The 13,216-nt window shown below is 72.5% G+C and carries 12 protein-coding genes; 3 read left to right on the top strand and 9 right to left on the bottom strand.

Going from position 1 to position 13,216, the window contains the following annotated elements; genetic code table 11:
- The 3 genes from BG452_RS16185 to BG452_RS16195 form a co-directional block, all read right to left on the bottom strand.
- Positions 1-885, bottom strand: an 885-nt coding sequence (locus BG452_RS16185) for an alpha/beta fold hydrolase (RefSeq protein ID WP_317621075.1), incomplete at its 3' end; no start/stop codon positions are given.
- Positions 886-1,067: 182 nt separating this feature from the next.
- On the bottom strand, positions 1,068-2,231 hold the full coding sequence (locus tag BG452_RS16190) for a glycosyltransferase family 4 protein (RefSeq protein WP_188305047.1): 1,164 nt from the start codon (positions 2,229-2,231) through the stop codon (positions 1,068-1,070).
- A gap of 62 nt (positions 2,232-2,293) precedes the next feature.
- Entirely contained in the window at positions 2,294-3,367 is a 1,074-nt protein-coding gene (locus BG452_RS16195; RefSeq protein WP_188304999.1) for a fatty acid desaturase family protein, read from the bottom strand.
- Between the two features lie 302 nt (positions 3,368-3,669).
- On the opposite strand from BG452_RS16195, the gene BG452_RS16200 reads away from it, so the two are divergent.
- Entirely contained in the window at positions 3,670-4,275 is a 606-nt protein-coding gene (locus tag BG452_RS16200) for a hypothetical protein (protein ID WP_188305000.1), read from the top strand.
- 159 nt (positions 4,276-4,434) lie between these two features.
- Here the strand turns inward: BG452_RS16200 and BG452_RS16205 are convergent, their stop codons facing one another.
- Together BG452_RS16205 and BG452_RS16210 are read right to left on the bottom strand one after the other, a co-directional pair.
- Positions 4,435-6,426, bottom strand: a complete 1,992-nt coding sequence (locus BG452_RS16205; RefSeq protein ID WP_188305001.1) for a ricin-type beta-trefoil lectin domain protein — start codon at positions 6,424-6,426, stop codon at positions 4,435-4,437.
- Between the two features lie 281 nt (positions 6,427-6,707).
- Entirely contained in the window at positions 6,708-7,487 is a 780-nt protein-coding gene (locus BG452_RS16210) for an NAD(P)H-dependent oxidoreductase (RefSeq protein ID WP_188305002.1), read from the bottom strand.
- A 150-nt stretch (positions 7,488-7,637) separates the two neighbouring features.
- On the opposite strand from BG452_RS16210, the gene BG452_RS16215 reads away from it, so the two are divergent.
- Entirely contained in the window at positions 7,638-8,486 is an 849-nt protein-coding gene (locus tag BG452_RS16215) for a helix-turn-helix transcriptional regulator (protein WP_188305003.1), read from the top strand.
- Between the two features lie 213 nt (positions 8,487-8,699).
- Here BG452_RS16215 and BG452_RS16220 read toward each other — a convergent pair whose 3' ends face one another.
- Together BG452_RS16220 and BG452_RS16225 are read right to left on the bottom strand one after the other, a co-directional pair.
- Complete coding sequence (locus BG452_RS16220; protein WP_188305004.1) at positions 8,700-9,098, bottom strand: VOC family protein; 399 nt, start codon at positions 9,096-9,098, stop codon at positions 8,700-8,702.
- 100 nt (positions 9,099-9,198) lie between these two features.
- On the bottom strand, positions 9,199-9,951 hold the full coding sequence (locus BG452_RS16225) for a rhomboid family intramembrane serine protease (RefSeq protein ID WP_188305005.1): 753 nt from the start codon (positions 9,949-9,951) through the stop codon (positions 9,199-9,201).
- 407 nt (positions 9,952-10,358) lie between these two features.
- On the opposite strand from BG452_RS16225, the gene BG452_RS16230 reads away from it, so the two are divergent.
- Positions 10,359-11,000 (top strand): DedA family protein, encoded by a 642-nt coding sequence (locus BG452_RS16230; RefSeq protein ID WP_188305006.1) that lies wholly within the window; start codon positions 10,359-10,361, stop codon positions 10,998-11,000.
- Here BG452_RS16230 and BG452_RS16235 read toward each other — a convergent pair.
- Both BG452_RS16235 and BG452_RS16240 read right to left on the bottom strand, forming a co-directional pair.
- Positions 10,909-11,814 carry a thioesterase II family protein gene (locus BG452_RS16235; RefSeq protein WP_188305007.1) on the bottom strand — a complete coding sequence of 302 codons (906 nt, stop codon included), beginning with the start codon at positions 11,812-11,814 and terminating at the stop codon, positions 10,909-10,911. The genes BG452_RS16230 and BG452_RS16235 overlap by 92 nt on opposite strands.
- Positions 11,807-12,820 (bottom strand): MFS transporter, encoded by a 1,014-nt coding sequence (locus BG452_RS16240; protein WP_188305008.1) that lies wholly within the window; start codon positions 12,818-12,820, stop codon positions 11,807-11,809. The genes BG452_RS16235 and BG452_RS16240 overlap by 8 nt, the downstream gene beginning before the upstream one ends.
- Positions 12,821-13,216: the final 396 nt, after the last annotated feature.

Genomic DNA, 13,216 nt, shown 5'->3' on the forward strand with positions numbered 1-13,216 from the left:
CCGGCGGGCGGTCCAGGTGCCGGGGGCCGGTGAGAGGGGACGGTTCTCGGCGATCAGGGCGCGCAGTGCGGCCGCGACGGGCCCGGGGCGTTCCTGCATCGCGACGTGACCGGTCTCCGGCAGGGTCAGGAGCCGGACGTCGCGGAAGGCCGCATAGGCGCGGGGCGCCGTGCGGAAGGGGACGAGGCGGTCCTCCCGGCCGTAGACGAGCAGGGTGGGGGCGGTGATCCGGTGGGCCTGCTGCCAGGGGGAGGACGGCCCGCGGTGCAGGAAGGTGTGGACGATCGCGCGCACGCCCGCGGCCAACATCCATGGTGTGTGCGGGAGTTCGGCGCGGCGTAGGCGTTCGCGGGCCTCGGTCGCCCGTTGCTCGGGGGTGACCAGGGCGGGGTTCGCGTAGATCAGCCGGTAGAGGTCGTCGAGCTGGCGGTCCGGGCTGTGGTCGGCGAGGCGCCGGGCGTACAGGCGGTGGGCGCCGGGCAGGGCGAGCAGGGAGATCCGCAGGGTCTGGGCCGGCGGGAGCGCGGGCAGGACCGGGGAGACCAGGGTGAGGGTGGCGACCAGGCCCGGACGGCGGGCGGCGAGGTGGAGCGCGGCCAGGGCGCCGAGGGAGTTGCCGACGAGGTGCACCCGGCGGTGCCCGGCGCGGTCCAGGTGGCCGGCGACGGCGGCGGCCAGCCGGGCGACGGTGATCCGCCCGTCGGGCGGGGGCGCCGACCTGCCGAAGCCGGGGAGATCGAGGGCGAGGCAGTGGACGGACGGCCGCAGCAGGCCGGTCAGCGCGGCCCAGTTGTGGGTCCACCCGCCGAGGCCGTGCAGGAACACGGCGGTGTCGGCGGTGGGCGCGGTGCTGGGGAGGTACTCGGCGGCGAGGGACTGGTACACGGTGGGGCGATCCTCCAGGGGTTCGGTGGGGGGCTCGGGCGGGCGCCGTCAGCCGGTGCCGTCAACCGGCGTCAATCGGCGTCAACCGGCGTCGACCGGTCGGCTCCGCGGCCCGGTCGGCTCCGTGATGGCCAGCCGGTATGGCGCCGTCAGCCGGTGCCGTCAACCGGCGTCAATCGGCGTCAACCGGCGTCGACCGGTCGGCTCCGCGGCCCGGTCGGCTCCGTGATGGCCAGCCGGTAGTGCCCGATCAGCTGGTCACCGACCTCCTCCCAGCTGCGCCCGGCCACCGCGGCGCGGCCCGCCCGGCCGAACTCCGCCCGGAGCCCGGCGTCCCGGGCGAGCCGTTCGACCGCCGTCCGGAACGCCTCGCCCGAGCCCGGCGGGACGAGGAGGCCGGTGCTCCCCGGCCGGACGAGGTCCAGCGGCCCGCCGGCGGCCGGGGCGACCACGGGCAGGGCGCTGGCCATCGCCTCCTGGACGGTCTGGCCGAAGGTCTCGAACGGGCCGGTGTGCGCGAAGACGTCCAACGAGGCGTAGAGCCGGGCGAGTTCGTGCCCGGTACGGCGGCCCAGGAAGAGCGCGTCCGGCAATGCGGCCTCCAGGGCGCCGCGGCACGGGCCGTCGCCGACGACCACCAGCCGTACGCCCGGGAGCCGGGACGTCGCGGCCAGCCGGTCGACCTGCTTCTCCGCCGCCAGGCGGCCGACATAGCCGACCAGCACCTCCCCGTGCGGGCCGAGCGTTCGGCGCAGCGCCTCGTCGCGGTGGCCGGGGTGGAAGCGGGTGCAGTCGACGCCGCGCGGCCACAGGTGCAGCCGGGGCACGCCCTGGGCGGCCAGCGCGCGCAGCGAGGACCGGGACGGCGCCAGCGTCCGGGCGGCGGCGGTGTGGATGCGTCGCAGGATCCGCCAGGCGAGCCGGGCGGCGGGCTCGCCTGCCACCGGGAGGTAGGTCCTGGTGTAGGCGGCCATGTCGGTCTGGAAGACCGCGACGGTCGGGATGCCGGCCCGGCCGGCCGCCGCCGCCCCGGCGGCTCCGAGTGCGAACGGCCCGGCCAGATGGACGACGTGCGGGCGGTGCCGGCCGATGGCCGCGGCCAGGCCGGTCGCCCGGCGCCCGGGGAGGGCGATCCGCACCTCCGGGTAACCGGGCAGCGGCACGGACGGCACCCGGACCACCTCATAGCCGTCGGCCCGCTCGGGGCCCCGCCGGGTCCGGGTCGCCGGGGCGACCACGAGCACCTCGTGCCCTCGGGTCACCAGGTGCTCGGCCGTCCGGAGCACGCTGTGGGCGACGCCGTTGACCTGCGGGGCGAAGGACTCGGTGACGATCAGCACCCGCAGCCGGCCGCCGCCTCGCCCCGGGCCACCCGGGGTTCGTACCGCCGCTCCGGACAGGATCCGGCTCACCGGGCGGCTCCCGTCGCGGGCCCGGTCACGGTCGGCCGTGGCTCCGCCTCGATGGAGCGGCCGACCGCCCGGAGGTCCCGCAGGATCTCCCGGAACGAGTCGACGAGACCGGCCTCGCAGTAGTCCACGCCGATCTCCGCACAGTAGGCGCGCACGATGCGCGAGGCCGGGCGCAGCGCGGCCACCGGCATGGCCGGGAAGAGGTGGTGCTCGATCTGGAGGTCGAGGCCGCCGAACAGGAAGTGGACGAACCGCCCGGACCGGAGGTTGCGGGAGGGCAGCACCTGCCGCCGCAGGTAGTCGGTGTGCTCCTCGGCCGCGCCGGTCATCGGCATGCCCTTGTGGTTGGGCGCGAACACGCACCCCAGGTACACGCCGAGCACCGTGCCGCACACCACGGCGAACGCGAGCGCCTGGAGCGGTGTGAGGACGACGAGCAGCAGACCTGCTGCCAGGGCGTAGTGCAGGACGGCCAGGGTCCGTTCCAGCGCGGGGTGCCGGAGTGGGCCGCGGACCAGGGTCAGCCCGGTGGCGACGACCAGGCCGAGCGCCTGGAGGGAGAGCAGCGGGAAGAACAGCTCCGCCTGGTACTTGGCGACGCTCCGCCTCAACCCCCGCGTCCGGGCGGCCTGTTCGGCGGTGCGGACGAACAGGATGGCGTCGGCCGCCGGGTCACGGCCCTCGCGGTTGGGGTGCGCGTGGTGGCGGTTGTGGTCGCTGACCCACCAGCCGTAGCTCATGCCGACCACCAGGTTGCCCAGCAGGATGCCCGCCAGGTCGGTCGCCCGGCGCCCGGAGAACACGGCGTGGTGCGCGACGTCGTGACCGAGCAGCGCCAACTGCCCCAGCACGAAGGCGGACAGCGGCGCGAGACCGAGCTGCCACCAGCTCGCCCCGAGCGCGGTGAACCCCGCCAGCAGCAGCACCGAGGCGGCGAGCAGGGCGCCGGCGCGGCAGGCGTAGTACAGCGGGCGCCGGCGCAGCAGCCCGGCCTCCGCGACGCGTCGCCGCAGCTCGGCGAAGTCGCCGTGCCGGAGGGCTCCGGCGGTCGGGACGTCCTGAACGGTCATGTCACCTTCCCGGTGGGGGTCGCTCCGGCCGATCCCGGGCGCCGCGCCACGGGGCCCCGCTCCGGATGGGCGGAGCCTTTCGTACCCGGCCCGTTCCTGTCCCGAACCGTTCGGGGATGTTCCGGGGAAGTGCCCGATCGGGTGGACGGAGGCCCTGGTGGCCCGGTCGTCCGTCCGAGGATCGTCCAGCTGTTCCGACGCTGCACGGAGTTGACGAGATCGTTCGTGCTCGGGAACATGTGTCACCGTGCGTGTGCACGGGTGCACGACTGTAAGCAGAATCGGTTCTCCGAAGTGGGGTCATGACGTTGCTGGTGTCCGGGCGGGGCATGGGACGGGCCGGTCTGGCCGTCGGGGTGGCGCTGGTGCTGGCGGCCGGTGCGGCCGGCGGAGCGTCGGCTGCCGGGCTCAGGTCTGAGGCGGCGGCGCACGGAGCGGTCGGCGGGGCCGGGCAGGTCGGTGCACAGGGCCTCGGGCAGCGGCCGCCGGGCGCGAGTGCCGTCTCGATCACCGAGGGCGAGGTCGGCCAGGTGGGCCCGAAGGGGACCATCACCTACCCGTCGGTGACCAGCTGCCTGGTCGTCACCGTCTACCTGCGGGACGGCGGCAAGGTCGGCGGCCACGCCAGCCTGTTCCAGGTCCCGGGGAAGTACAGCTCGGACGAGATCCTCCCCGCCATCAGGCGCGCCGTCGGCCACCGGCCGGTGAAGGCCGTCGACGTCAGCGGGGCCGTCGGGGCCTGGAACCCCTCGTACTTCGAGAAGTCCATCGAGCGCTACACCGACGGGGCGCCCCCCGGGCCGACGGGCGACGCCCAGCGGATCGGTGACACGGTGGCCGAACTCCTGGGCCGGCAGCGCGCGGAGGTCACCGTCCGGGACGTGCCGGACGGTGACATCACCAGGTGAACCACGCCGACGGCCACGGCCACCGGGTAGCGGTCCAGGTGGAGCTCGTCTTCGAGCGGGACGTCCGCTGAACGGCTTCGGGCGCCGACCGCCATGGTCGGCGCCCGAAATCGTTCTCGGCGGAGGGTGGGAGGAGCCGGCGCAGTCAAGGGCCACCGGTCAGCGGAGCTGGAAGGTCCACTCCTGCTTCCAGCCGTCCTTGCAGGTCCACACGCCGAGCTGCTTGAAGTCGGCGTCGTGGGTGAGGCAGTTGTCGTCGTCGATCTGGACCCGGTACTTGCCGTCGCCGAGGCTGACGAACTGCCACTTCTGGTTGGAGGTGTCGCCCCACGCCTGCTGCTCGGCGACGTAGGTGTCGGGGTTCTCGGTGAGGTTGTACCCGAGGTCGTTGACGATCCGGTAGCGGTCCCCGCCCAGCGGCTTGATCGTCCAGGTGGACCCCTTGTAGCCCAGGATCCCGCCCACGATCGGCGAACCCCAGCCGGCGGTCTCGGTGGGTGCCGACGCGCCCAACCCGTTGGAGAGCTTCAGGAACAGCGGCCGCTCGGTGGGGACGTCGGCGCCGCCCCCGGTCGGCTTCGGGTCCGGCTTCGGCTTCGGGTCCGGCTTCGACGGGGTGGTCGGGTCGGTCGGCGTGATCACGCCGCCGGAGGCGGACTCCAGCACCCACTGCTGCTGCCAGCCCGACTTGCAGGTCCACACGCCGAGCTGCTTGAAGTCGGCGTCGTGGGCGAGGCAGTCGTCCTCGGAGATCCGGATCTGGTACTTGCCGTTCCCGACCGCGACGAGCTGCCACTTCTGCTGGGAAGAGTTGCTCCACGGCTGGAGTTCGGCCATGTAGTTGCTGCTCTCGGTGAGTTCCAGCCCGTAGGAGCTGGTGATCCGGTAGCGGCCGCCGCCCACCGAGGTGAGCTTCCACTTGGACTCGTTGCCCCCACGGATCCCGGCGACGACCGACGCACCGGCGGAACCGTTGACCGGGACGGCACCCAGCCCGTCGTCGAGCTTGAGGGTCACGTCGGCGCCGTTGGTACCGCCGCCGCCGGGCGTGGGCGGGTTGGTGGTCGGCGGTGTGCCGCCCCAGGCCCAGTTCTGGTTGGGGGCGTCCCGCCGGTCCTCGGAGCCGCAGCCCCAGGCCACCACCGGGCTGCCGTTGCCGGTCTGGCCGCTGAAGTCGTCGATGCAGACGTCCTTGGACCGGTCCTCCTGGTCCACCAGGTGCCGGAAGCCACCACTGGCCGACATGTTCCAGCGCTGCCCCGGGTTGTCCAGGCAGTCCCAGACCTGGAGCTTGGTCCCAGGCGCGGTGTTGTTGGCCGGCAGGTCCAGGCACTTGCCGTTGGCCGCCTGGAGCCGGTACCCGTTGTAGGTCCACTTCTGGGCGTCGCCGCCGTTGCACTCCCACATCTGCACGGGGGTGCCGTTCGCGGTGCCGTTGCCGCTGACGTCCAGGCAGGCGTGGTAGCCGGGGCGGGCGGAGTCGGGGGTCAGGCTGCCGGTCCTGGTGCCGTAGCCGGACCGCGCGGGGAAGTGGATGGTGCGCACGTCGCCGTCGCACTTGTAGGGCCTCGCGGTGCCCGACCGGCAGGTCCAGGAATCCTTCTTGACGCTGTCGCCGTCGTTGCCGACGAACGCCCAGTTCATGAAGCCGCCGTCGGTCCGGTTGCGAAACGTCGAATCCCCCTGGAAGACCCAGATCCGGAACACGTCGTAGCCGGACGGATCCTTCTTCTCCTTGTCCAGGAAATGATTGAGCTTGTAGGTGGTGTCGAGCAGCACCCCCTTCATATCGGCCTTGTACTCGCCTTTGAACCACTCGGTGTCATACAGGTCGGTGCCCACCGTCTTGTACACCATGACGTTGAACGCCGGGAACTTCTGACTCAACTTCGTCGCGGTGCTCTGGGTGAACTCCGCATTGTCCAGCTTGTTGACGTTCGCGGCGTCGCGCATGCCCCTGATCATGTCGAAGGCCGAATTGATCAGCGCGGTCATGCAGTTGCCGCCGCCCACCGAGGCCGGGGTTCCGCAGCTCGTGTCCACGGGGCCGGCGGCGGGCGCGGCCTGGGCCTGAACGGTCAGGCCGGAGACCATGGCGACTGCGGCGAGTCCGCAGGCCAGGGCGCTTTTCAGGCGGGATAGGGGTTTCATGTCAGATCCGTCTTTCTACTCGGCAAAGATGGATCGTAGGCCATGAAATCCGGCGTCCAGCCGCTCCTTACGGAATCCATATGACGGCTTCGGGAGTCCTGGCGCCCTTTCATGAGAAGCCGGGTCGAAGTGAATTCGGATGAACCTGAACGCCGGATTATCCGTTGCCCGATGTACCCGGCCGCGCCGACCGCTTCGCGGTCCCGTCCGGTCCCGTCCCGTCCCGCGCCGTTCTATCTCGTCCCGTCCCGTCCCGTCCCGTGCCGTTCCGCCGCCGGCGGTCAGCCGCGTACGTGCAGCCCGAAGCCGGTGCGGCCGGGGGGCTCCAGGCCCTCCTTCAGGTGCAGCGAGGGGATCTCGTAGTCGCCGAAGTTCTGCCGCCGGAACGCGATCGGCTCGGTCGACTCCAGCGTGAGCAGGCGCTGCTCCCAGGCCTTGGCGACGGCCGGGTAGTCCTCGTCGGTCAACCGGTCGGTGCCGTACAGCACGAACGGCGGCAGTACCTCGATGCCCGGGTAGTAGAGGATGCCGTGCTGGAACGGGAACAGCAGGTCGTCGATGGGGCCGTTGATCCCGCGGGCGGCGTAGTGCGACTCCGGGCCGCCGGTGGTCACCGACAGCAGAGCCCTCCGGCCCGCGAGGGTCCCTTCGCCGAAGCGCTCGCCGTACTTGGTGTCGCTGTGCTCGCCGACGCCGTACGCGAAGCGGTAGGTGAACACCCGGTCCACCCAGCCCTTGAGGATCGCGGGCATCGAGTACCACCACAGCGGGAACTGGAAGATGACCGTGTCGGCCCACAGCAGCTTCTCCTGCTCGGCGAGGACGTCCGGGGTGAGCGTCCCGGCCTGGAAGGCCCGGCCCGAGTCCAGGGCGACCTTCAGCGGACTCGAAGCCTCGGGGCCGTAGTCCGCGGCGTCCACGACCGCCTTCCAGTTCATCGCGTAGAGATCGCTCACCCGCACCTGGTGCCCGGCGTTCTCCAGGGTGGACACCGCGAGGTCCTTCAGCGAGCTGTTGAGCGACTTCGGCTCCGGGTGGGCGTGGACGATCAGCGTCTTCATGGGAACTCCTTCGGATCGGATGCCGTGCGGATGTCCTCGATCCTGGACGCCGCGGCGCCCGGTGTTCAGGGGCTCCGCGTCCATCGGACCGGACTTCCTGGTCATGGCAGGGCCACCCTCGCGGACACGGCCGAGGCCATACTGGGGGGCATGGACGATCTTGCGGGCTTCCTGCGGACCCGGCGTGCCCGGGTCGATCCGGCGGCCGTCGGCATCCCCACCGACAACCGCCGCCGGGTCGAAGGGCTGCGCCGAGAAGAGGTCGCGCACCTGTCCGGCGTCAGCGTCGACTACTACGTACGGCTGGAGCAGGGCCGCGCGACCCAGCCCTCCGAGCAGGTGCTCGACGCGCTCGCCCGCGTGCTCGACCTCGACGAGACCGAACGCGGGCACCTCTACCGCCTCGCCCGGCAGCGCCGCCGCCGTCCGAAGTCGCCGGGCGGCCGGATCCGGCCGGAGCTGCTGCGCGTCCTCGACCTGGTCACCGACGCACCCGCGCTGATCATGAACCACCGCATGGACGTACTCGCCGGGAACCGCCTGGGCCGGCTCCTCTTCGGCCGCCCGATGCCGGGCCTGAACACCGCCCGGCACATCTTCCTGGAGGAGGCCGAGCGCGGCCTCTACGCGGACTGGGAGAACTGCACCCTCGACGTGGTCGGGCACCTTCGCCTGGCGGCCGGCCAGTACCCCGAGGACCCCGGACTGGCCTCGCTCATCGGCGAGTTGGCGATGGGCAGCGAGCGCTTCCGCCGCTTCTGGGCCCGCGCGGACGTGCGCGCCCGCACCCATGGACGCAAGGCGTACCGGCACCCCCTGGTCGGGCTGCTGGAACTGCACCAGGAGAACTTCGCACTGCCGGACGAATCGGGCATCGAGCTCCTGGTGCTGTCCGCGGCCCCCGGCAGCCCCGCCGAGGACGGGCTGCGCCTGCTCGCCGGCCTGGACGCGGACACCGGTGACGCGCATCCCCCGGTGAACGCCCGGATCCGCGAGTGACGCGCCTTTGACGTGCCTGCTCCTGCTGCCGACCGTTCGCCGGGCACCACGTGGTTGGGCGTGCATCGAGGTGTCGGAGTCGGTCCCGGTGCTCCCGAAGCTGCCGGTTGAACGACGAGCAACTCCGCGGAACGCTCGAACCGTCCTCCCGACAGCGGCCGGGCGGGACGGAGGCTGAGCCCGGTCCCGGGGCTTCGGACGGTGTCCTGGCGCTCAGACGTCGGCTTCGATGGCGAAGGTGTTGCCGTCCGGATCCTGAAACCACGCGATACGTCCACCGCCGGCTCGCGCGGTGATGCCCCTGGGGTCGTGCTCCAGCCCGTCGTAGCGGGTGAAGTCGACGCCGGCGGCAGTGAGCTCGTCGACGACCTGCTCGATGTCGTCGACGTACCAAACCGCCATGGTCGCCCGCGACTTCCCCGCGGTGCCCGACTGGTACACGTTCAGCGCCGGGCCGCCACCGGAACCGTAGACGCGGCTGCCGTCGGGGATGTCGGCGCTGGGACCGGCCCGCAAGGCCCGCAGGCCCAGCTTTCCTTCGTAGAACGCGACTGCTCGCTGAATGTCGGACACGGCGACCGAAGCACGCAGGTGGAAATCGCTCAAGGGCATGATCCACCCTCCCACAGCCGCTGTTCGCGTTCACCTGCACCGGCGGGCCCGGGAGCGGGAAGCGGTGGGCACGGCTGGGTCGGGCGGCCGGTCTGTGAGGCTACGCGGCGGCGGGCTCCGCGAGCCGGTGCCTGGTGCGAGGGGTGAGGGCGAGGCCGAGCAGGCAGCCCGCGACCAGGCCGATGCCGTGGTTGTTCCGCATGAGGCAGAGCAGCGTTCCCGCGGCGGGGATGAGGAGCAGGTACCAGATCTCCTTGAAGGGGCGGCGGGGGGTGTTCGCGCCGAGCAGGCAGGTGACGGCCACGGCGCCCAGGAGGGCACAGACGGCCACCGAGTCGCCGCCGCCTCGGGGCGACCAGCCGGTCAGGCTGACCACGTGCGCCAGGACACCGCCGACGAGGAAGACGGCCAGGGTCCGCCACCAGCCGAGGACCGCCTCGGCGACCGCGCCGACCACGAGCAGGGCCGGCAGGTTGATCGCGATCTGCATGATGCCCGAGGACTGCACCAGCAGTGCGGTCACGGCCCGCCACCACTGCCCGTCCGACAGGGCGTCCGGCCGGCGCATCAGATCCTCGACGACGGAGGGCACCGCGTACTGGACCACCGCCATCACCGCCATCACCGCGAACAGGGCGAGGGTGGCCCAGGGGCGCCGCGCCAGGGCCGCGCGGACCACCGCCAGCACGTCGCCCGGCCCGCCGGCATTCGCCGCGCGGCCGGCCGCCGCGCCGCCGGCCCCGGAGTCGCTCGCGGGGCCGTTTGTGGGGCCGTTCGTGGGGCCGTTCGTGGGGCTGACCAGCACCAACGCCCTTAGTCCCACACCGATCACCACGGCAGCGCTTGCGTACAACCCGATTTCGTGCGGCGACATCGCCGACCCCCCGTTCGAACAGCCTCGGGGCACCTCGCCCCGTCGACGCGGCCCATCCTCGCAATCGGGCGGCGCCCCACGCCAGCGCGGATGATCACTGGATGACCATGACAGTCGTCACAGTGGGCGATCACCCTGGAGGTCGGCCACCGGTCACCGGTCACCGGGCGGGTTCGGGTACGAGCGCGGCGGGGACGGCACCTTCCACGACGCCGACGCGTGGACCGAGTTGTCGACCCGGGGGCACCTAGCGACGGTCGGTCTCGGCCAGGAGCCGGGCCCGATGGCGCTCGCCCGTGCCCTGCTGCCGCCACCGCGACGGCCGGCGCGGGGCAGGCGTTACATTTGGGGCGAAAAGGGGCTCGATCGCCGACGAGGTGTGGCCGATGCATGCGATCACCGACTGGCTGCGCGGCCTGTCCGGCCCGGTGGTGTACGCGGTCGTCGGCGGCATGGTCTTCACCGAGGACGCCCTGTTCTTCAGCTTCTTCATCCCCGGCGAGACCGCCGCCGTCCTCGGCGGCTTCATCGCCCACCAGGGCAGCGTCTCCCTCGGCTGGATGGTCCTGGTCGTGGTCTGCGCGGCCGTTCTCGGGGACTCCGCCGGCTATGAGATCGGCCGACACCTCGGCCCGGCGATCCTGCGCACCCGGCCGCTGCGGCGCCATGCGAAGCAGGTCGACGCGGTGCGGGACTCGATCCGCCGACGCGGGCCGGCCGCCGTCTTCGTCGGCCGTTTCGTCGCGTTCTTCCGCCCGCTGGTGCCCTCGCTGGCCGGGATGTCCCGGATGCCGTACCGCCGGTTCCTGTTCTACAACGCCCTCGGTGGGCTTGCCTGGGGCGTCGGCTTCACCCTCCTGGGCTACTTCGCCGGAGCCGCCTACACCAGGGTGGAGGGCACCGTCGGCCGGGTCGCCGCCCTCACGATCGCCGTGATCATCGCCGCCGTGTTGCTGGTCTGGTACGTCCGGCGACACCGTTCGCGGGGGCGGGAGCCGTCGGATGACGGGGGCGGGCGGGAGCCCTGAACCGGACGGCCCCGACCGGCCGCCCGGCCCGGCGGTGTGGGCTCCCGGGGCACGCGGAGCGAGTCGGCGGACCCACCCGGCGACCCTTGTCGTCGATGCCTTCTCTCATGCACCCACCGTCGAGCGGCCACCCGAACGAGATCGATCCGGACGAACGATCGACCACGAGGCGTCTCACGCGGTTTGGGAATCGATTCTCAGAGCAGGCGGTGGACAGACGGTCCTCGGTGCCGGCGACGACGTGCAGGGGCAGGGCCAGCGGCGCGCCCGGGGTGTGCCGGTGGCTGCCGACCATCTCGAAGTCGGCCCGGTGGGTGGTCATGATCAGTGCCAGCAGCTCCTCGTCGTCGGCGATCTCGGCGGGCAGCGAGCCGTACTGGCCCTGGATGGCCGCGAACAGCTCGCGGTCGCCGAGGTGGTGGATCGGTGGCACGCCGCGCGGCAGGTCGGGGGCGACGCAGGCGGAGAGGTACAGCCGTTCCGGCTGCGGCAGCCCGCGGTCCCGCAGGGCCCGGGCCGTTTCGAACGCGACGAGCGCGCCCAGGCTGTGGCCGAAGAAGGCGAACCGGCCCCGGAAGTCGGCGTGTTCGACGATGTCGGCGACGGCCTGCTCGATCCGGGTGTGCCCCGGCTCGTCGATCCGCGAGCCACGGCCCGGGAGTTGCACGCCCCAGATCTCGGCTTCGGGAAGTTCGTCGCCCCAGCGGACGAACTCCCCCGGCGAGCCGCCGCTGTGGGCGAAGCAGTACAGCCGGACTGCGGCATCGGGCCGCCGACGGCGGCAGACCAGCAGTGCGGGTCGGTGCTCAGGCATGGACGACCTCCTTCGCAGGGGTGGGGCCGGGGATCTCCCGCAGGGAGCGGACGGCCGGCCCCAGCGCCGGCAGCGCCGCGAGCAGGCCGCCCAGACCGAGCAGCCATACGACCGTGCGCAGGCCGAGCGGCCCGACCAGGGCACCGCCGGCGAAGGTGCCGACCGGGATCGCGCCCCAGTTGACGAACCGGAACGTTGCCGTCATCCGCCCACGCAGCTCGGGCGGGGTGACGGACTGGCGCAGGCTCACCGAGTTGATGTTGAAGACGGCGGCGCTGAACCCCGCCAGCGCCATGGCCGCGACGAGAACCGGCACCGCGCTCGTCGGGGTGGCCAGCGGGAGCAGCAGGAGCGCGCCCGCCATCAGCACGGCCGAGCCACCGAGGGCGGGCCCGACTCCGCGCAGGCCGGTCAGCCGCTCGTTGAGCAGCGAGCCGACCAGTACACCGCCGTTGGCGACGGCCAGCGCGCCACCCAACGCCCCCGCGGACAGGTGCAGTTCACGCACCGCATAGAGCAGCAGCACCGCCTGGCCCATGCCGAGCAGGCCGAACAGGTTGCCCAGGCCCGCGGTCAACACGATCGGCCGCAGCAGGCGATGGCCGAAGACCGATCTCAGCCCGTCCCGGATCTCGGTGACGAGCGCCGCCCGCTCCGCCCGGGCCGGGCGCGGCTCCTCCCGTGCCCGCATCAGCAGGACCAGCACGCCGGACACCGCGAAGCCGACCGAGTTGGCCAGCACCGCGACGGGCGCGGTCAGCCACTGGACCAGGAGGCCGCCGATGCTCGGGCCGCCCAACTGCCCCACCGTGGTGGAGAGCTGCAGTTTGGAGTTGCCCTCGACCAAGCGCTCCGCACCGATCACGGTGGGCAGGAAGGACTGGGCCGCGAGGTCGAAGAAGACCGTCATCACCCCGACCACCAGCGCCGCCGGGTAGAGCACCCACAGCCGCAGCACCCCGCAGAGCGCGCTCACGGGCACGGCCAGCAGCACCGCCGCCCGCACCAGGTCGGCGACGATCCAACTCGGAGATCCTGGCGGCGAACTCGCCCAGGATCGGCTCGACCTGCGCGCTGTGACCGGCGGCGGCGATGTGCAGCCGACGGGCGTCCACACCGCGCTCGCTCAGCCGCCGGCGCAGCTCCTCCACGGCGGCGGGCGGGCTGGAGCGCGGCTACCACGTCCTCACCTTCGACGGCCCCGGACAGTCCAGCGCGATCCGCCACGACGGACTGACCCTACGGCCCGAGCGGGAGCACGTCAGGCGTCCAGGGCGTAGCGGCCGATGGGCGCCCAGGCCGTCCGGCGTGCTCGGTCGGCGCGGCCTCATGGCGCCCGGCAGTGCCTGACCGCCGCCCGACACCGCTAAGCGGATAGGTAATCCGGTTGTGTGCTACCGTC

Source organism: Streptomyces sp. CBMA123, from assembly GCF_014596465.1.
GTDB lineage: Bacteria > Actinomycetota > Actinomycetes > Streptomycetales > Streptomycetaceae > Kitasatospora.